Consider the following 19,290-nt stretch of genomic DNA (forward strand, 5'->3'; position numbering starts at 1 on the left):
CGAATGATATGTGGACCGCTCTTTTGTCGCTGTAGTGCTTCGCGAGGCCTCTTGAAATGGAGCTCCTCGCTCCGCCAAAACCACCCCGGCCGACAATCTGCGGACGGCTAAATCACTCGAATCCGGAGTTTCCGCATGCCCGTCCAATCGCTGTTTCTCGTGGCCCTGATCGTCGACGACTACGATCGAGCGAAGGATTTTTATTGCGGCGTGCTCGGCTTCGAATGCCTGGAGGACAGCGTGCAGCCGGAGGGCAAGCGCTGGGTCGTTGTGAAGCCGAAGGGCGGCGAGGGCGCGGCCCTGTTGCTGGCTACGGCCGCCACCGACACGCAGAAGGCTGCGATCGGCAACCAGACCGGCGGCCGGGTTGGCTTTTTCCTGAAGACGGACGATTTTGCCCGCGACCACGCCGCCATGAGCGCCAAGGGCGTCCGGTTCCTCGAAGAGCCGCGGCACGAAGTTTACGGCTCGGTGGCGGTGTTTGCCGATCCTTACGGCAACACCTGGGATCTGATTGAACACGCGGTTTCCGCGGCCTCTTGATCCTCCGCGCTTCGCCGTGCATAAGCCCGCGCGTTAGCAACATGACCCTTCGGGTCTGGGGCCCTCCACCAGCCTAATTGAGGACGATATGAACACCTTCAAGCCGCTTGTCTTTTCCGGCGTCCAGCCGACCGGCAATCTCCATCTCGGCAACTACCTCGGCGCGATCCGCAAATTCGTGGCGCTGCAGGAAAACAACGACTGCATCTATTGCGTCGTCGACCTGCATGCGATCACCGCCCAGCTTGTCCATGACGACCTGCAGGGGCAGATCCGCTCGATCGCCGCCGCCTTCATCGCTTCGGGTATCGATCCGAAGAAACATATCGTTTTCAACCAGTCGGCCGTGCCGCAGCATGCGGAACTCGCCTGGATCTTCAATTGCGTCGCCCGCATCGGCTGGATGAACCGCATGACCCAGTTCAAGGACAAGGCCGGCAAGGACCGCGAGAACGCCTCGCTCGGCCTGCTCGCCTATCCGAGCCTGATGGCTGCCGACATTCTCGTCTATCGCGCCACCCACGTGCCGGTCGGCGACGACCAGAAGCAGCACCTGGAACTCGCCCGCGATATCGCCCAGAAGTTCAACATCGACTTCCAGGAGAAGATCCGCGCCGCCGGCACCGGCGTCGATATGGTCGTCGGAGAGGAGCCGATCCATGGCTTCTTCCCGCTGGTCGAGCCGCTGATCGAGGGGCCGGCGCCGCGCGTCATGTCGTTGCGTGACGGCACCAAGAAGATGTCGAAATCCGACCCGTCGGATCTGTCGCGCATCAACCTGATGGACGAGCCGGAAGAGATCGCCAAGAAGATCCGCAAGGCCAAGACCGATCCGGAGGGCCTGCCGAGCGAACTCGAAGGCCTCAAGGGCCGTCCGGAAGCCGACAACCTGGTCGGCATCTATGCAGCCCTTGCCGACAGGAGCAAGGCCGACGTTCTCGCCGAATATGGCGGCCAGCAGTTCTCGGTCTTCAAACCCGCTCTCGCCGACCTCGCCGTGCACGTGCTTTCGCCGATCACGTCCGAAATGCGCCGCCTGATGGACGACACGACCCATATCGATGCCATCCTCAAGGATGGTGGCGAGCGCGCCCGCGCCCGTGCTCAAAAGGTCATGGGAGACGTCTTCGACATCGTCGGTTTCCTGCGCTGAGATCATCGGCGCCTTTCGAGTCACGCAAAGATTGCATACCCGTCACGACATTCGTGGCGGGTTTTCATTTTTTTCGGTTGGTATAAGTTCCGCATCACGACTGCTTGGGTCGTCTACGTGCGAAGGAGGGGCGGCATGGTATCGAAACGGCTTTCGCGACTTGAAGGGCACCGGCGCAAGTTCATGGCGGTCATCGACGGCACGCCGGAATGTGAAAAGGCGGTTCATTACGCGGGGCGCCGCGCCAAGAACTCCAACGGCGGTCTCGTCCTGCTTTTCGTCATTCCCGAGGGCGATTTCCAGCAATGGCTGGGCGTCGAGCAGATCATGCGTGCTGAGGCCCGCGAAGAGGCGGATGCGGTGATGGCCAAGGCCGCCCAGAAGGTGCGCGAGACGATCGGTATCGATCCGGAAATCGTCATCCGCGAAGGTAACGCCAGCGAACAGATCATCCAGCTGGTCGAGGAAGACCGCGATATCGCGGTCCTCGTCCTGGCGGCCGGCTCCACTAAGGAAGGGCCGGGACCCCTGGTGTCCGCCGTTGCCGCCTTCCCGATTCCCGTCACCGTGCTGCCCGACACGCTGACGGCCGAGGAAATTGACGCGCTGGCATGATTGCGGACTTGATCTTGCGCAGGCAAAGGAGCACTTGAACGAAAAGCTGATACGGCTTATCTTCTTTTGAAGAGTTCTAAATTTGCGAGGGGCGCCGTGCCCCAGGAGAGACGAGATGTTCATTCAGACGGAAGCCACCCCCAATCCGGCGACCCTGAAGTTCCTGCCTGGCAAAGTCGTCATGGATAAAGGCACCGCCGATTTCCGCAACGCCGGCGAGGCGGAAGCATCTCCGTTGGCCGAGCGCCTGTTCGGCATCTCCGGCGTCACCGGCGTCTATTTCGGTTACGACTTCATCACCGTCACCAAGGAAAGCGCCGAATGGCAGCACCTGAAGCCGGCGATCCTCGGCTCGATCATGGAGCATTTCATGTCCGGCGCGCCGGTCATGGGTGGTACGTCCACGCTTGCGGAAGCTTCTGACGAGGAAGGTGAGTTCTTCGACGAGGACGACGAAACCATCGTCGCGACGATCAAGGAACTGCTCGAAACCCGCGTCCGCCCGGCCGTCGCCCAGGATGGCGGCGACATTACCTTCAAGGGTTTCCGAGACGGCACGGTCTACCTCAACATGAAGGGTGCATGCTCCGGCTGCCCGTCTTCCACGGCGACGCTGAAGCACGGCGTGCAGAACCTGCTCAAGCATTTCGTTCCGGAAGTGCAGGCCGTCGAAGCGCTCTGAGCCCGCCGGCACCGTTGAATGATTGTTCTCGCCATCGATACCGCCGGGGTGGATTGCTCCGCAGCGCTCTATGACAGCGCCGCGGGCAAAGTGCTGTCTGAGGTCACCGAGACGATCGGCAAGGGCCATGCCGAAAGGCTGATGTCGGTCATCGACGAAGCGCTCGCTGCAGCCGGTCTTCCTCTCAAAGCCGTCGAACGCGTCGCGGTCGTTATAGGCCCCGGCTCTTTCACCGGCATTCGCGTCGGGGTTGCCGCCGCCCGTGGCCTGGGGCTTGCCCTCGGCTTGGAAACGGTCGGAGTGACCACGCTTGAGGCCCTCGCAGCCAAGTTTCTTGGCGAACATAAAGGCCAGCCGGTCGTTGTTGCCATGGATGCCAAGCGCAACGAGGTCTACACCCAAGCGTTTTCCGCCAATGGGGAGGCGTTGAGCCAACCCGCAGCACTTTCGCCAGAGGATGCTTCGGAACTCGCCAGGTCTCTTTCGGCACCAATGACCGGCTCCTGGGCCGAACACTCCCTTGGCAAGGGAGTTGCAGAACATGACGGACGGGATCGTTTCGATATTGCCGTGGTCGCCCGGATCGCCGCCGAAAAACCTGTGGATGCGCAACGTCCCAAACCATTGTATCTTCGTGGACCAGATGCGAAACCGCAGACCGGTTTTGCCCTTGCCCGTTCGTGAATGTACAGACTGCGCCGATGCTCGACGATTACCTGACCTGGAAGCCGTATTTCGAAGTCGTGCCGATGGAGGCGAGCGACTGCCTGGAGATCTCCGAGCTGCATGGCCAACGATTTCCGCGTCAGTGGAGTGACGGCGAATTCCAGAACCTGCTCCTGCAGCATAATGTCTTCGGTTTTATCGCCCGTCAGACCAATGCGTTTTTCTCCAAGCCGCTCGGTGGGTTCGTTCTGTCGCGGGAAGCGGCCGGCGAGGCGGAGATCCTGACGGTCGCCGTCAACGAGAAATTCGGCCGGGTGGGGCTCGGCTGGCGTCTGATGCAGGCCGCCCTGCGCGAGGCGGCGGCGCGCGGCGGAGAGAGCATGTTCCTCGAAGTGGAGGCGGCGAATCGCCCTGCCGTCGAGCTTTATCGCAAGCTCGGTTTCCAGAAAGTGGGCGAGCGCCCCGCCTATTATGCCGGGCCGGACGGGAGGCGATCCACGGCGCTTGTCATGAGCCGCGTTCTTCGTTAGTCCGTTAGTTTCTACGGGAACGTTTCGAAGGCCAAAACGACATGACAGACCTTTCCAAGACCCTGGAGGAGCTGTGTGCCGAGAAAGGCATGCGAATGACGGATCAACGCCGCGTGATCGCGCGTATCCTGCAGGAGTCCGTTGACCATCCGGATGTCGAGGAACTCTATCGCCGGTCCTCCAAGGTCGATCCGCGTATCTCCATCTCCACAGTCTACCGCACGGTAAAATTGTTCGAGGACGAAGGGATCATCGAGCGTCACGATTTCCGCGACGGCCGCTCGCGTTACGAGACCGTGCCTGAGGAACATCACGACCATATGATCGATCTCAACACCGGCAATGTCATCGAGTTCCGCTCGGCGGAAATCGAGGCGCTGCAGGAACGCATCGCCCGGGAGCACGGGTTCCGTCTCGTCGGCCACCGGCTGGAGCTTTACGGCATTCCGCTGGACAAGGACGATAAGTGATTACTTGGGCGCGGATCGGCTTCGTTTTCGTCGCTCTTTTCGCAGTTACGCTGGCCCTGTTGCCGTTTCAGCTCCTCGGCCTCGCCTTCGACCTCAAGATCCGCCGCTATATCCCGCGCTACTGGCATAAGACCGCCTGTTTTCTGCTTGGCATCCGCATTCATGTTCACGGAACGCTGGATCGCCGCCGGCCGCTGATGCTTGCCTGCAATCATGCGTCGTGGAAGGATATCCTGGTGCTCGGCGCAATCGCCGACGTGGTCTTCATTGCCAAGATGGAAGTGTCGGAATGGCCGGTCTTCGGCACGCTCGCCAAGCTGCAGAAGAGCATCTTCGTCGTCCGTGAACAGAAGCGCCGCACCGGTGATCAGGTGAACGAAATTGCCGAGCGCATGGCAGCCGGCGAAATCGTCGTGCTCTTTCCCGAGGGCACCACCTCCGACGGAAACCGGCTTCTGGAGGTCAAGTCGTCGCTGTTCGGGGCCGCCGCCGCCGCGATCCAGCACACGCCGGAGGGGGTCGTGCACGTCCAGCCGGTAGCGATCGCCTATACCCGCGTCCACGGCATGGCCATGGGCCGTTATCATCGGCCGATCGCGGCGTGGCCCGGCGATATCGAACTCGTGCCGCATCTGCTCGGCGTCCTGAAGGAAGGGGCGCTCGACGTGGACGTGGCTTTCGGCGAGACGATCGAATTCCGCGCCGGTGACAACCGCAAGCATCTGAGCATGGCCGTGACGAGCCGGCTTCGGCGCATGCTGATCCGCCATCTGCGGGGTCGTGACTACGAAGCGCTTTAGGAAACGCTTCATTTCCGGGTCTTCTTGCGGTATGGAGCGAGCCATGAACGAACACGTCTCCCTTTCCGCGCCCGCCGACGAGCCGGTCCAGCGCTCGAATTCCCGCAAGGTCTTCATCAAGACCTATGGCTGCCAGATGAATGTCTATGATTCAGGCCGCATGAGCGATGCGCTGGCGGGCGAAGGTTACGTGCAGACCGAAGAGATGGGCGAGGCCGACCTCATCCTCCTCAATACCTGTCATATCCGCGAGAAGGCGGCCGACAAGGTCTATTCGGCGCTCGGGCGTCTTCGCGACATGAAGAAGGCACGCGCTGCCGAAGGCCGGGAGTTGATGATCGGCGTCGCCGGCTGCGTCGCCCAGGCCGAAGGCGAGGAAATCATCCGCCGGGCGCCGGCCGTCGACGTGGTGATCGGCCCGCAGACCTATCACCGTCTGCCGGAAGCGCTGAGGCGCGCTCGCGGCGGAAAGCCTGTCGTCGATACCGAATATGCGGTCGAGGACAAGTTCGAGCACCTGCCGGTTACCGAGAAGGCGAAGATCCGCGCTCGCGGCGTCACAGCCTTTCTCACCGTCCAGGAAGGCTGCGACAAGTTCTGCACCTTCTGCGTCGTGCCCTATACGCGCGGTTCGGAAGTCTCCCGCCCCGTTCAGCAAATCGTTGACGAAGCCTGGCGGCTCGTCGACGGCGGCGTGCGCGAGATCACCCTGCTCGGCCAGAACGTCAACGCCTGGCGTGCGGAAGGCCCGAAAGGCGGCGAATGGAGCCTCGGTGACCTGCTTTATCGCCTGGCGGAAATTCCGGGTCTCGCGCGTCTGCGTTACACGACCAGCCACCCGCGCGACATGGATGACCGGCTGATCGAGGCCCATCGCAACCTGCGCACCCTGATGCCCTACCTGCATCTGCCGGTCCAGGCCGGTTCGGACCGTATCCTGAAAGCCATGAATCGTCGCCACACGGGTGCAGAATATCTGCGCCTGATCGAGCGCATCCGCGATGCCCGGCCAGACATCGCCATCGCCGGCGATTTCATCGTCGGTTTCCCCGGCGAGACGGATCGGGACTTCGAAGATACGCTGCGCCTCGTCGAGGACGTGAACTACGCCCAGGCCTATTCCTTCAAATATTCGACCCGTCCGGGCACGCCCGGCGCCGACCTCGGCGATCAGGTGCCGGAGGAGGTGAAGGCGGAGCGGTTGGAAAGATTGCAGGCCCTGCTCTTGAAACAGCAGGCCGAATTCGCCAAATCCTGTGTTGGAAAAGTCATCGACCTGTTGCTCGAAAAGCCCGGTCGTATGCCGGGACAGATAATCGGACGCTCTCCCTGGCTTCAATCTGTGAATGTTGATGCAAAAACATCGCAAATCGGTGACATTATCCAGGTACGAATCAGTGGAACCGGCCCGAACAGCTTGTTTGCCGACCCGGCAGGGAGTTTAATAGGAGCCTGAGCTAATATCGAGGAGCTTGCCTACTTGAACGGACATGAATTGGTTTCTTCATCCGCGCGCCACCCCCGCACCGCCGCTACCGACGCCAATCACTTTGTCCTGACGTTCGAGAACAATAGGTTCGCCAGCGAGCTTTTCGGTCAGTTCGATCAGAATCTCAAACTTCTCGAAGAACGGCTTCACATCGATGCCAGGGCACGCGGCAATTCGGTGGCCATCTCCGGCGATCTGATCGCCACCAACCAGGCGCGCCGGGCGCTCGATTTCCTCTATGAACGCATCCAGAAGGGTGGCTCGGTCGATACCTCCGACGTCGACGGCGCGATCCGCATGGCGCAGGCGGCCGACGATCAGCTGCAGCTGCCGACGCTGGAGAAAAAAGCCAAGCTCTCCATGAGCCAGATTTCCACCAAGAAGAAGACGGTCGTCGCGCGCACCCCGACCCAGGACGCCTATATGCGGGCGCTGGACCGGTCGGAACTCGTGTTCGGCGTCGGACCGGCCGGTACCGGCAAGACCTATCTCGCCGTCGCCCATGCCGCCCAGCTTCTGGAGCGCGGGGCTGTCGATCGCATCATCCTGTCGCGTCCGGCCGTCGAAGCCGGCGAGCGCCTGGGCTTTTTGCCGGGCGACATGAAGGACAAGGTCGATCCCTATCTGCGGCCGCTCTATGACGCTCTCTACGACATGATGCCGGGCGACAAGGTGGAACGGGCGATCACCGCCGGCGTCATCGAAATCGCGCCGCTCGCTTTCATGCGCGGCCGCACGCTCGCTAATGCCGCCGTCATCCTCGACGAGGCGCAGAACACCACGTCGATGCAGATGAAGATGTTCCTGACCCGTCTCGGCGAAAATGCCCGGATGATCATCACCGGCGACCCGAGTCAGGTCGATCTTCCGCGCGGCGTGAAATCCGGTTTGGTGGAGGCGCTACAGATCCTGAAGGGCGTCGAAGGCATTTCGGTGATCCGCTTCAAGGATACGGACGTGGTCCGCCATCCGCTGGTCGGCCGCATCGTCCGGGCCTATGACGCGCAATATGCGGTCCACGAGGAGAGCGAGGAAGTCGACCGGTAACGTCGGCTCCAAACCTCATGCCCCAACTCGACATACAGATCAGCATTGAAGACGAGGGCTGGCCCGAAGAGCCGGCCCTTTTGGCCTTGAGCGAAAAGACGCTCGGCGCCGCTGCCGAATTCCTAGCGAAGCTGGAAAAGCAGCCATTCCCGAAAATCGCCCCCGAACTGTCGCTGGTCTTTACCGACGACGCGGCGATCAAGGAGATTAACGCCGAATGGCGCGGCAAGGACAAGCCGACCAACGTGTTGTCTTTCCCGGCTTTTCCGCTCGAACCAGGCAAGATGCCGGGTCCGATGCTGGGCGATATCGTCATCGCTCGCGAGACGGTTGAGCGGGAAGCGGTTGATCTTGACAAAAGTTTCGAGGATCATCTGACCCATCTGCTCGTCCACGGTTTCCTGCATCTGTTCGGCTACGACCATCTGCAGACGGACGAAGCGGAAAGAATGGAAGCGTTGGAGACTCGCATTTTGGCCACTCTTGGCCTATCTGACCCCTATGCGGGGCAAGACCCGATAGTATAGTCTGGACCAATGAACGACTTTTCGACAAACCCGACCCGTGAGGGCAAGGACGCCGACTCCAGTTCCTCGGAAGAGGGCAGTAGTCCGTCTCGAGCGGAAGCCCAAAAACACCAAAGCTCTTTCTGGTCGCGCGCCGTGAGGCTACTCAGGCCGTCGCAGGGCGAGAAGCTCCGCGAGGACCTCGCCGACGCGCTGATGACCGACACCAATATCAGCAATGCCTTCTCGCCCGAGGAACGGGCGATGCTGCACAATATTCTTCGGTTCCGCGAGATACGCGTCGAAGACATCATGGTTCCGCGTGCCGATATCGAGGCGGTCGACATGACCATGACCATCGGCGAACTGATGATCCATTTCGAGGAAACCGGCCGCTCGCGCATGCCGGTCTACAACGACACGCTCGACGACCCGCGCGGCATGGTCCATATCCGCGACCTCCTCTCCTATCTCGCCAAGCAGGCTCGCAACAAACGCCGCACCAGTGCGCGTGCTGCACCCACCCAGCCGATGCCGCTTGCCACCGACAAGCCGGAAAAGGCTGAAAAGACGGTGCGCACCCCGCGGCCTGCCTTCGACCTCGGCCGTGTCGATCTCGAGCAGACGGTTGCCGAAGCCGGGCTGATCCGCAAGATCCTGTTCGTGCCACCCTCGATGCTCGCTTCCGACCTGATGCAGAGCATGCAGGCGGCCCGCACCCAGTTGGCGCTCGTCATCGACGAATACGGCGGCACCGACGGTCTCGTCACCCATGAGGATATCGTCGAAATGGTGATCGGCGATGTCGAGGACGAACATGACAATGAAGAGGTCATGTTCTCCCGCACCAGCGAAGATGTCTTCGTCGCTGATGCGCGTATCGAACTGGAAGAGATAGCCAAGGCGATCGGTTCCGATTTCGACATTCGTGACCGCCTTGAAGACGTCGATACGCTGGGCGGCCTGATCTTCTCCGCGCTTGGCCGCATTCCCGTGCGCGGCGAGGTGGTGCAGGCGGTGCCCGGCTTCGAATTCCAGATCCTGGAGGCCGATCCTCGCCGCATCAAGCGCGTACGGATCCTGCGCAGGCGCACGCTCGCGCGCCGCCGGCAGAAAGGCGAGGGCGAGATGCTGCTCACCGATCAGACGCCGACTGCGCTGCTGCCGGCGCCATCCGCTCAGGACGCCGACGGACGCAACCAACAGGCCTGAGTGATCCCTGAAGTGTCCGCGCCTCTTTGAGCTCACGACAAGCCCGCCATTTTTTGAAAGACTGCAGCCGCTGATTCGGGGGCGGAAGGGAACATAGATGGAGCGGCTGGCGGGCAGGATCATGCTTCTCTGGGGCTTCCCGCGCGTCGTCGTCGCTTTTCTCGCAGGAGCGATCGGTGCGCTCGCGCTGCCGCCCTTCGGCTTCTTCGCGGCGTTCTTCATCTCCTTCACGCTGCTCGTCTGGCTGATGGACGGTTCCACCGGCAATCCAGATGGCGGATGGTTCGCGCGGTTTCGTTCGGCCTTCTGGATCGGCTGGGTTTTTGGCTTCGGCTATTTTGTCGCCGGCCTCTGGTGGCTTGGCAATGCGCTGCTGGTGGAGGCGGATGAATTTGCCTGGGCGCTGCCGCTCGCGGTTCTTGGCCTGCCGGCTTATCTCGCCCTCTTTTACGGTCTTGCGACGGCGATCGCCCGCATCTTCTGGTCGGATGGTTTCGGGCGGATGGCCTCGCTCGCCTTCGGCTTCGGTCTTGCCGAATGGCTTCGCGGCTTCGTCGCCACGGGCTTCCCCTGGAATGCGGTCGGATATGGCGCGATGCCCATGCCGCTGATGATGCAGTCCGCAGCCGTGCTCGGCATTTTCGGCGTGACGGTGCTCGCCGTCTTCGTGTTTTCGGCACCTGCCCTGATCGGCACCAAAAAGGGCATGCGGACCGGACTGACGCTCGCCGTCCTGCTGTTTGCCGCCCATCTCGGTTACGGCGCCTATCGTCTGCACATCGCTGACGCCGCGCCGGTTCCGGCCGCCGACAACCAGCCTGTCGTCCGCATCGTTCAGCCGGTAATCGACCAGGCACGAAAACTGGACGATGCCGAACGAGCGGCGATCTTCGAGGAGCATCTTGCGTTGTCGGCCTTGCCGCCCGAGAACGGCGGCAAGCGGGCGGACATCATCGTCTGGCCGGAGACATCCGTGCCCTTCATTCTGACCCAGAACCCGGATGCGCTGACCCGCATCGCCGAGGTGCTGCAGGATGGCCAGGTCCTCATCACCGGCGCGGTCCGTTCGGAAGATGCAGGCGCGGGCATTGCGCCGCGTTTCTACAATTCCATCTATGTGATCGACAGCGAAGGCCAGATCGTTTCGGCGTCCGACAAGGTGCATCTCGTCCCGTTCGGGGAATATGTCCCTTACGAGGATCTGCTGCGCAACCTCGGCATCCCCGATGCCATCGCCATGCCGGGCGGCTTCAGTGCCGCGCCGGTACGGGCCATGCTGACCTTGCCGGGGGGCAGGACCTTCTATCCGCTGATCTGTTACGAGGCGATCTTCCCGGACGAGATTGGGCCGGGTGTAGAGCGGGCGAGCGCGCTTCTGAATGTCACCAATGACGGCTGGTTTGGAGCGACGCCGGGTCCATATCAGCACTTCCAACAGGCTCGAATCCGCGCAGTCGAAAACGGCCTGCCGCTGATTCGCGGGGCGAATACCGGCGTTTCGGCGGTTGTCGACCCGTTCGGAAGGCTGATCCGGGGTTTGGACTATAATCAAAAAGGCGTGATGGACGCAACCTTGGGCAGTATTTCAATCCCGCATTGGGGTGTGAGTGCTCGGGAACAGCACTTCTGGTTGGTTCTTGCACTGATGTTATTGATTGCAGCTATCTCGCGCGCTGGTTTTAATTTTCGGACGAATTGACCAAAAACCCCTAAAATTGCATAGTGGTCGCAGCCTTTCGTCTCGCCATATGCTTCAAACGTTGAGCCTGTTGTGACCAGCCGCACGAAGTGTATCTCCACACGCAGACCGGGTTGTGAGGATTGAACAACTAACGTCGTCAGGACATCGTTATGATTGAAAACAAAAAGAAGCCGAACCCGATCGATATTCACGTCGGGAGCCGAATTCGCCTTCGCCGGACCATGCTCGGAATGAGCCAGGAAAAGCTCGGTGAAAGCCTTGGCATTACGTTCCAGCAGATTCAGAAATACGAAAAAGGCACGAATCGCGTCGGCGCGAGCCGCCTGCAGAACATCTCCAGCATTCTCAACGTGCCGGTTTCCTTCTTCTTCGAAGATGCGCCGGGCGATCAAGGCGGTCAGGGCGGCATGGCGGAAGCCTCAAGCTCCAACTACGTGGTCGATTTCCTCTCCTCCTCCGAAGGTCTGCAACTGAACCGGGCTTTCGTGAAGATTTCGGACCCGAAAGTTCGCCGGCGTGTGGTAGATCTCGTAAAGGCACTGGCTGCGGATGCCGAGGTCGAATAAGGCTCATTGATATCAACACAGAAGCGGCTTCCGGGCCGCTTTTTTGTTGCCCGCTCCGGAACGTCGGGGTGTTGCGGGAATGTCTAACTTGTACACATAAAGATATATTTATGTCGTTGTACGCTTGTGTTTGTCGATGGAAATCACTAACACAGGTGCGTTCGTTTCTTTGAGGGGAATCCCGTAATGCGCGCAAGTTATCTGTTCACCAGCGAGTCCGTTGCCGAGGGCCATCCGGACAAGGTTTGTGATCGTATCTCCGATGAAATTGTAGATCTTGTGTACCGCGAGGCGGCCAAGACCGGCGTCGATCCCTGGACCGTGCGCATTGCCTGCGAAACGCTGGCGACCACGAACCGTGTCGTCATTGCCGGCGAAGTCCGCCTGCCGCCGAGCCTGATGAAGAAGGACAAGGACGGCAAGGACGTCATCAATCCCTCGAAGTTCAAGTCCGCCGCCCGCAAGGCGATCCGCGACATCGGTTACGAGCAGGAAGGCTTCCATTGGAAGACCGCCAAGATCGACGTGCTGCTGCATTCCCAGTCTGCTGATATCGCGCAGGGTGTTGACAGCGCTGCCGACAAGCAGGGCGATGAAGGTGCCGGCGACCAGGGCATCATGTTCGGTTACGCCTGCAAGGAAACGCCGGACCTCATGCCGGCGCCGATCTATTATTCCCACAAGATCCTGCAGCTGCTCGCCACCGCCCGCAAGAAGGGCGAAGGCGATGCCGGCAAGCTCGGCCCGGACGCCAAGAGCCAGGTGACCGTGCGTTACGAAAACGGCAAGCCGGCCGCGGTCGACTCGATCGTTCTTTCCACCCAGCACCTCGACGAGAGCTGGGATTCCAAGAAGGTTCGCGAGGTCGTCGAACCTTATATCCGCGAAGCGCTCGGCGATCTGCCGATCGCCAAGGATTGCAAGTGGTACATCAATCCGACCGGCAAGTTCGTCATCGGCGGCCCGGATGGCGACGCAGGCCTTACCGGCCGCAAGATCATCGTCGACACCTACGGTGGCGCAGCCCCCCACGGCGGCGGCGCATTTTCCGGCAAGGACACGACCAAGGTCGACCGTTCGGCCGCTTACGCAGCTCGCTATCTGGCAAAGAACGTCGTTGCTGCCGGTATTGCCGATCGTTGCACGATTCAAATCGCATACGCCATCGGCATTGCCCAGCCGCTGTCGATCTATGTCGACCTGCACGGCACGGGCAAGGGTGTGACGGAAGACCAGGTGGAAGCCGCCATCCGCAAGGTCATGGACCTCTCGCCGACCGGCATCCGCCGCCATCTCGACCTCAACAAGCCGATCTATGCCAAGACTTCCGCTTACGGCCACTTCGGCCGCAAGGCCGGCCGCGACGGTTCCTTCTCCTGGGAGAAGACCGATCTGGCAAAGCCGCTCAAGGATGCGCTGAAGGAAGAGACCCTCAAGGCTGCCTGATCGGCCTTTACGGATAGCTCCATAAAACTGTAAAGCGGGTGCCTCCTGACGGAGACGCCCGCTTTTATCGTGAGAGACCAGCCCATGACCGAACCGCAGCACCCAAGCCGCAGCACCGAAGCCTTCTTCGGGCGCCGCAAGGGCAAGCAACTCCGCGAACGCCAGGCGGAGGGGATTGCGACATTGCTGCCTGCGCTGAAGCTCGATCTTGCGGCGCCAGCGCCCGCCGTGCTTTCAGAGATGTTTCCCATTCCGGTGGAGGAGTTGCGGCTGGAGATCGGCTTCGGCGGCGGCGAACACCTGGTCCACCGCGCGCAGGAGAATTTGAAAACCGGGTTCATCGGCGTCGAGCCTTTCGTCAATTCCATGGCGAAGCTTTTGTCGCGCGTCGACGAACTGGGGCTCAAGAATATCCGGGTCTATGACGACGACGCCACGCAGGTGCTGGACTGGCTGCCGGATGCCTCGCTCGATCGCATCGACCTGCTCTATCCGGACCCATGGCCGAAGCGGAAACATTGGAAAAGGCGGTTTGTATCTGCGGTCAATCTCGACCGATTCCACCGCGTGCTGAAGCCGGGCGGTCTGTTCCTGTTCGCATCCGACATCGACACCTATGTCAACTGGACGCTGATCCATTGCCGCGACCATGGCGGTTTTCAATGGCAGGCGGAGCAATCTTCCGATTGGCTGACGCCCTTCGCCGGCTGGCCAGGTACGCGATACGAGAACAAGGCCCGCCGAGAAGGTCGTTCCTCGGCCTATCTGACGTTCAGGAAAGCCTGAAAGGTCAGTGCAGGCTGACGGTCTTCAGGTCGTCTTCAGCGGCCTTGAAGAAGGTGCTGGAGCGATTGTCGGTCAGAAGAATCGGCGTGCCATCTGCGCCGAACAGGGCCCAAAGATCGAGACTGGGATCGATATCCGGGGCTTCAGGGAAGCAGCGGGACACTTCGTCCGACCGCATCTTGCGAATATATCCGACCTCTCCAGCACCTAGATGAGCAAGTTCGGATTGCGTCAAACGCGTATTCGCTTCTTTCAGGAGCATTCCAGCCTCCAGCATTGAGGGGCAACGGCATTAGCGCCATTGACCTACTCTGAGACGGAAATGTTAATTTTTCGCACCATGCGTGCGGGCTCGGGGCGGATAAGGTCGACAGAGAGCAAACCGTTCTTGAGCGAAGCGCTGGAGACCTGCATTCCGTCGGCCAGCACGAACATACGCTGGAACTGGCGGGCGGCAATGCCGCGGTAAAGATAGTCGCGCTCACCCTGCTCCGTCTGGCGTCCGCGGATGACGAGGTGGTTTTCTTCCGTCGTCACCTCGAGCTCGGCTTCGGAAAAGCCTGCGACGGCCAGCGTGATTCGCAGCCGCTCTGGGGCACCGGAAGCATCGGCGCGGACGCGTTCGATATTATAGGGAGGATAACCGTCGTTCGCCTTCGCAAGGCGTTCGAGTGTCTTTTCCATGGCGTCGAAGCCCAGAAGCAGGGGGCTCGCAAACGGCGTCATTCGGCTCATCGTACAGTCCTTGCAACAAGCGACCACGTTGGCGCCCGCCGGGCGGCCCGCCAACTCGTCCGTTATATGGGAGGTTACGGCAGCGACCGCAAGGATGAGCGCCGGGGCCGATGGCCACGGCTGCCCGATGCCGATCATGCGGCACTTGACAGAATGTCGGGTTGTGGACGACTACCCCCGGAAAAAGGGAGCATTCATGCAGCGCAGGAAGATTATCATCGATACCGACCCGGGTCAGGACGACGCCGCAGCGATCATGCTTGCGTTTGCGAGTCCGGACGAGATCGATGTGCTTGGCCTCTGCGCGGTCGCCGGAAACGTGCCGCTTTCCTACACCAGCCGCAACCTCCGGATCGTCTGCGAGCTCTGCGGCAGGCCGGATGCGCCGGTTTACGAGGGCGCGCTGAAGCCAACCATGCGCCCGCAGGTGACCGCCGAGCACGTGCACGGCAGGACCGGCCTCGACGGTATCGAACTGCCCGAACCGACAATGCCGGTGAAAGATATCCATGCGGTCGATTTCATCATCGACACGTTGCGTACTGAGCCTGCCGGAACGGTAACGCTCTGCACGCTCGGGCCACTCACCAATGTTGCGCTCGCTCTTGAGAAAGCGCCGGACATCGCGGCGCGCGCGAAGGAACTGGTGATGATGGGCGGCGGCTTTTTCGAGGGCGGCAACATCACGCCGGCTGCCGAATTCAACATCTATGTCGATCCCGAAGCGGCAAAGACCGTGTTCGCCTCGGGCATGCCGATCGTCATGATGCCACTCGACGTCACCCACCAATTGCTGACGACCAAGGCCCGTGTCGAAAAGATCGCCGCGCTCGGCACCCATCCGGCGGAGGTCCTGGTCGCGTGGCTCGCCTTTTTCGAGCGATTCGACATTGAAAAATACGGCTCTGATGGCGGCCCGCTGCATGATCCGACGGTCATCGCCTACCTCATCAAGCCCGAACTCTTTTCGGGCCGGGACTGCAATGTCGAGATCGAAACGCAATCGGAACTGACGGTCGGCATGACTGTAGTAGACTGGTGGCACGTCTCCGGCCGCAAGCCGAATGCCAAGGTGATGCGTGATGTCGATGCCGGCGGCTTTTTTGAATTGCTGACGGAACGGGTCGCCCGGCTCTGAGACGGAACAAGCCGGCAAAGAAACGGAACAAGCCGGCAAAGAAAAGGCCGCCAGTCGCACGGCGGCTTTTCCGCGTTTTCAACTGAGCCTGCGATCAAAATTCCTGCCAGTCGTCCGATGCGACGGCGGCCGAACCGCGTGAGATCGCAGCCTTTGGCGCCGGCTTGGCACGTGGTGCCGGTACGGGCTGGCCTGGCCGCGTTTCCCGCATGGTCTGGGCGACCTGACGCAGCGCCTGCGGTGCGCTTTGGATGTGGCCTGCCGCATGTGCCGAAACGCGGAACCGGGCGACCAGCGACGTCAGCGTTTCCGCTTCATTGTAAATACGTTCTCTCGCGGCGCAGCGAAAGTAGCGGGGGTACTCGATCGGAGCAGCTTAGACCCTGGCGTCGACCGCCTCGGCAGGCGGTATCGACGGCTGGGCGCCGCGGCTGAGGAGGCAGGCGAGCGAACCGGCCACCGCGGCGCGGCGGAGCGCTTTCGCAAAATCGAGCCCCTGTTCGAGGCTTGCGGCCAGGTAACCGCAAAGCGTGTCGCCGGCGCCGACCGTGTCGACCGGTTCGATCTTCAATCCCTCGGCCGTCACGATCTCTCCGTCGCGGATCGCGACCACGCCGTCGCCACCGAGCGTGACGACAAATATCTGGCCGGTTTCCGCGTGCAGTTTTTTCAACATCTCCTGGCGCGCCGCAGCGTCCGGGATAGGGCTTCCGGCCAGCAGTTCGAATTCCGTTTCATTGGCGACGACGATATCCCCGAGGCGGGCAAGCCGGGCCGCATCGCCGGTCAGCGGCGCCGTGTTGATCACCGTCAGCACGCTTTTGGCACGCGCCGCGTTGAGCGCTGCTTCTACCGCCTCGGCCGGGATTTCGAGCTGCAGCATCAGGATATCGCCGGTCTTCATGGCGTCGACCGCCGCCTCGGCCTGCGCCGCGCTCACTGTACCGTTGGCGCCGGCCACCACCGCGATCATGTTTTCGCCCGTGCCGCCCACCAGGATCAAGGCCGTGCCGGTTGGATCGGTTACGCGCGCGACCGCTGAGAGGTCGACATTGGCGTCATCGAGAAGTGCCAGTGCCGGCGCAGCAAAACCATCTTCCCCAACGGCTCCGACCATATGCACGGCGCTTCCGGCACGGCGTGCTGCAAGCGCCTGGTTGGCGCCCTTGCCGCCGGCGGCCGTCGCAAAGCTTGATCCCGCAACCGTCTCGCCCGGCTGGGGCAGACGTTCGGTCGTGGCGATGAGGTCCATGTTGATGGAGCCGAGGACGGTGATCATGGGCAGGCCTGCTTGCGTAAATTAAAGTCGCGCGACACTGCCCGAGAGGATCACTCCTCGTCAACCACCCGCAGTTTGAGAAGGCCGGTGCGGCTTTCGACCGCCTTGGCCTGGGGCGGATCACGAGCCACCTCGGCTGCGTGGGGCGCCTCCAGCTCGAGAGCCTCTATCTTGGCGCCGCGGCGGTTGAGTTTGTCGGTGGAGGTGAGGATCTGTTCGACATCCTTCTGCGCCGCGAAGAAATGCGCTTGAAGTTTGCGGGTGCGGTCGTCGAGGCGGGAAAGATCCTCGATCAGCAGAGCCACTTCGCCCTGGATGAGATGTGCCTGCTCGCGCATGCGCTGGTCCTTCAGCACGGCCTGGATGACCTGGATGGACAGCATCAGGAGAGAAGGCGAGACAATGACGATCCGGGAACGTTGCGCTTTCTGGACAGTGCTTTCGAAATGCTCGTGGATCTCCGCGAAGATCGATTCCGACGGCACGAAAAGGAAAGCCATTTCCTGCGTTTCGCCCGGGATCAGGTACTTTTCCGAGACAGCGCGGATGTGAACCTCGAGGTCGCGCTTGAAGGCCTGGGCGGCGGCCCGTCTGGCCTCGGGTGCCGCGGCCTCGCGAAATGCGTTCCAGGCTTCCAGCGGAAATTTGGCATCGATCACCAAAGGCGGAGCGCCGTTCGGCATCCTGATCGTGCAGTCCGGCCGGGTCCCGTTCGAAAGCGTGGTCTGGAAGCCGTAGGCCCCCATCGGCAATCCGTCGGCAATGATCGCTTCCATTCGGCCCTGGCCGAAGGCGCCGCGTGTCTGCTTGTTCGACAGGATCGCCTGCAGGCCGACGACGTCCTTTGCCAGGGTTTGAATATTGTTCTGGGCGGCGTCGATCACTGCCAGCCGTTCCTGCAGCCGCTGCAGGTTCTCGTGCGTCGACTTGGTCTGTTCGGTGATCGTCGCGCCGATCCGGTGCGTCATGCCGTCGAGCCGCTGGCTGACCGACTGGTTCAGTTCCGATTGCCGCGTCGAAAGAGTCTCCGCCATTGCTGACAGCCGTCCCTGCATCTCGCTTTGCGCTCTCAGAAGTTCGGAAAGCCGGGCCTCGCCTTCCATCGCCCGCAACGTCGCATCTTCCTGCCGCCGAAGCGATGCCCGGCGGACCAGAAACAGCCATAACAGCAGCAATGCCGCTCCACACATTCCCGCCAACACGACAGGGCGCGGATCGTCGAAGAAACGGGAAAGGCTGGCAACGAGATTATTCATGGCGGGAAACTAACAGAATTTTGCCGCTTGAAAAGATCAAAACGTGAACATTTCGCTTCCTCCGGTCGTAATTTCTATTCCTTCGGAAAAAAAGATGGGTTATGGGAAGCCATGACGATCAAGCCTCTGATTATTCTGCCTGACCCGATCCTGCGTCAGCTTTCCAAGCCGATAGAGCGTGTTGACGCCGAGCTTCTGACGCTCGCCGACGACATGCTGGAGACCATGTATGACGCGCCGGGCATCGGCCTTGCTGCGATCCAGATCGGCGTGCCGCGCCGCTTGCTCGTCGTCGACATCGCACGTGAGGGTGAGGAAAAGCAGCCGCAGGTCTTCATCAATCCGGAGATCGTCAAATCCTCCGACGAGAGCTCCCTATACGAAGAGGGCTGCCTTTCCATTCCGGAATATTATGCCGAGGTGGAACGGCCGGCGACCGTCAGCGTCAAGCATCTCGGCCGCGACGGCAAGGAATATGTGGTAGAGGCCGATGGTCTGCTGGCCACCTGCCTGCAGCATGAGATCGATCACCTGAATGGCGTGCTTTTCATCGACCATATCTCCCGCCTGAAGCGTGAGATGGTGATCAAGAAATTCACCAAGGCTGCCAAGTCCAAGGTGGTCTGAACCGTCGCTCAGGCGATCCGGGTTAAGAAGGCGCGGTCTCTT

The 19,290-nt window shown here is 61.2% G+C and carries 22 protein-coding genes; 18 read left to right on the plus strand and 4 right to left on the minus strand.

Going from position 1 to position 19,290, the window contains the following annotated elements:
• Positions 1–135 precede the first annotated feature (135 nt).
• The 16 genes from LZK81_RS02780 to trmB all read left to right on the plus strand — a co-directional run bounded on the left by LZK81_RS02780 (position 136) and on the right by trmB (position 14,213).
• Positions 136–543, plus strand: coding sequence for a VOC family protein (locus LZK81_RS02780; RefSeq protein ID WP_046610862.1), 408 nt, complete (start codon positions 136–138; stop codon positions 541–543).
• Positions 544–631: 88 nt separating this feature from the next.
• A complete protein-coding gene (gene trpS / locus LZK81_RS02785) occupies positions 632–1,696 on the plus strand; it encodes a tryptophan--tRNA ligase (protein WP_233955131.1) in 1,065 nt (354 codons plus the stop codon).
• Positions 1,697–1,831: 135 nt separating this feature from the next.
• On the plus strand, positions 1,832–2,311 hold the full coding sequence (locus tag LZK81_RS02790; RefSeq protein ID WP_007756068.1) for a universal stress protein: 480 nt from the start codon (positions 1,832–1,834) through the stop codon (positions 2,309–2,311).
• 115 nt (positions 2,312–2,426) lie between these two features.
• Entirely contained in the window at positions 2,427–2,993 is a 567-nt protein-coding gene (locus LZK81_RS02795) for a NifU family protein (protein ID WP_037079424.1), read from the plus strand.
• 18 nt (positions 2,994–3,011) lie between these two features.
• Positions 3,012–3,677 carry a tRNA (adenosine(37)-N6)-threonylcarbamoyltransferase complex dimerization subunit type 1 TsaB gene (gene tsaB, locus LZK81_RS02800; protein ID WP_233955132.1) on the plus strand — a complete coding sequence of 222 codons (666 nt, stop codon included), beginning with the start codon at positions 3,012–3,014 and terminating at the stop codon, positions 3,675–3,677.
• Positions 3,678–3,694: 17 nt separating this feature from the next.
• A complete protein-coding gene (locus LZK81_RS02805; RefSeq protein ID WP_046610959.1) occupies positions 3,695–4,189 on the plus strand; it encodes a GNAT family N-acetyltransferase in 495 nt (164 codons plus the stop codon).
• Between the two features lie 41 nt (positions 4,190–4,230).
• The gene (locus tag LZK81_RS02810) at positions 4,231–4,659 is read left to right on the plus strand and encodes a Fur family transcriptional regulator (RefSeq protein WP_046603134.1); all 429 of its coding nucleotides are present in this window, start codon (positions 4,231–4,233) and stop codon (positions 4,657–4,659) included.
• On the plus strand, positions 4,656–5,459 hold the full coding sequence (locus LZK81_RS02815) for a lysophospholipid acyltransferase family protein (protein WP_233955134.1): 804 nt from the start codon (positions 4,656–4,658) through the stop codon (positions 5,457–5,459). Before LZK81_RS02810 ends, LZK81_RS02815 begins: the two co-directional genes overlap by 4 nt.
• A 43-nt stretch (positions 5,460–5,502) precedes the next feature.
• Complete coding sequence (gene miaB, locus LZK81_RS02820; RefSeq protein WP_233955136.1) at positions 5,503–6,915, plus strand: tRNA (N6-isopentenyl adenosine(37)-C2)-methylthiotransferase MiaB; 1,413 nt, start codon at positions 5,503–5,505, stop codon at positions 6,913–6,915.
• A 24-nt stretch (positions 6,916–6,939) separates the two neighbouring features.
• A complete protein-coding gene (locus tag LZK81_RS02825) occupies positions 6,940–7,995 on the plus strand; it encodes a PhoH family protein (protein WP_046603136.1) in 1,056 nt (351 codons plus the stop codon).
• Positions 7,996–8,012: 17 nt separating this feature from the next.
• Complete coding sequence (gene ybeY / locus LZK81_RS02830) at positions 8,013–8,522, plus strand: rRNA maturation RNase YbeY (protein ID WP_046603137.1); 510 nt, start codon at positions 8,013–8,015, stop codon at positions 8,520–8,522.
• Between the two features lie 9 nt (positions 8,523–8,531).
• Complete coding sequence (locus LZK81_RS02835) at positions 8,532–9,713, plus strand: hemolysin family protein (protein ID WP_046610868.1); 1,182 nt, start codon at positions 8,532–8,534, stop codon at positions 9,711–9,713.
• Positions 9,714–9,810: 97 nt separating this feature from the next.
• Complete coding sequence (gene lnt / locus LZK81_RS02840) at positions 9,811–11,412, plus strand: apolipoprotein N-acyltransferase (protein WP_233955137.1); 1,602 nt, start codon at positions 9,811–9,813, stop codon at positions 11,410–11,412.
• Positions 11,413–11,564: 152 nt separating this feature from the next.
• Positions 11,565–11,981, plus strand: coding sequence for a helix-turn-helix domain-containing protein (locus LZK81_RS02845; protein ID WP_037079404.1), 417 nt, complete (start codon positions 11,565–11,567; stop codon positions 11,979–11,981).
• A gap of 186 nt (positions 11,982–12,167) precedes the next feature.
• Positions 12,168–13,427 carry a methionine adenosyltransferase gene (gene metK / locus LZK81_RS02850; RefSeq protein ID WP_046603140.1) on the plus strand — a complete coding sequence of 420 codons (1,260 nt, stop codon included), beginning with the start codon at positions 12,168–12,170 and terminating at the stop codon, positions 13,425–13,427.
• Positions 13,428–13,511: 84 nt separating this feature from the next.
• Positions 13,512–14,213, plus strand: a complete 702-nt coding sequence (trmB, locus tag LZK81_RS02855; protein WP_046603141.1) for a tRNA (guanosine(46)-N7)-methyltransferase TrmB — start codon at positions 13,512–13,514, stop codon at positions 14,211–14,213.
• A gap of 4 nt (positions 14,214–14,217) precedes the next feature.
• On the opposite strand, the gene LZK81_RS02860 is transcribed toward trmB, so the two are convergent.
• The gene (locus LZK81_RS02860; protein WP_037079396.1) at positions 14,218–14,475 is read right to left on the minus strand and encodes a DUF1150 family protein; all 258 of its coding nucleotides are present in this window, start codon (positions 14,473–14,475) and stop codon (positions 14,218–14,220) included.
• A 44-nt stretch (positions 14,476–14,519) separates the two neighbouring features.
• Complete coding sequence (locus LZK81_RS02865; protein ID WP_046603509.1) at positions 14,520–14,948, minus strand: Hsp20 family protein; 429 nt, start codon at positions 14,946–14,948, stop codon at positions 14,520–14,522.
• Positions 14,949–15,144: 196 nt separating this feature from the next.
• Between LZK81_RS02865 and LZK81_RS02870 the strand changes: the two genes are divergently transcribed.
• Positions 15,145–16,086 carry a nucleoside hydrolase gene (locus tag LZK81_RS02870; protein ID WP_233955138.1) on the plus strand — a complete coding sequence of 314 codons (942 nt, stop codon included), beginning with the start codon at positions 15,145–15,147 and terminating at the stop codon, positions 16,084–16,086.
• A gap of 376 nt (positions 16,087–16,462) precedes the next feature.
• Here the strand turns inward: LZK81_RS02870 and LZK81_RS02875 are convergent, their stop codons facing one another.
• Together LZK81_RS02875 and LZK81_RS02880 are read right to left on the minus strand one after the other, a co-directional pair.
• Entirely contained in the window at positions 16,463–17,365 is a 903-nt protein-coding gene (locus LZK81_RS02875) for a ribokinase (protein ID WP_233955139.1), read from the minus strand.
• Between the two features lie 50 nt (positions 17,366–17,415).
• On the minus strand, positions 17,416–18,621 hold the full coding sequence (locus LZK81_RS02880) for a DNA recombination protein RmuC (protein WP_233955140.1): 1,206 nt from the start codon (positions 18,619–18,621) through the stop codon (positions 17,416–17,418).
• Between the two features lie 111 nt (positions 18,622–18,732).
• On the opposite strand from LZK81_RS02880, the gene def reads away from it, so the two are divergent.
• On the plus strand, positions 18,733–19,248 hold the full coding sequence (gene def, locus LZK81_RS02885) for a peptide deformylase (RefSeq protein WP_233955141.1): 516 nt from the start codon (positions 18,733–18,735) through the stop codon (positions 19,246–19,248).
• Positions 19,249–19,290 lie beyond the last annotated feature (42 nt).

Origin of the sequence: Neorhizobium galegae (genome assembly GCF_021391675.1) — a bacterium.
Taxonomy (GTDB): Bacteria; Pseudomonadota; Alphaproteobacteria; order Rhizobiales; family Rhizobiaceae; genus Neorhizobium; species Neorhizobium galegae_B.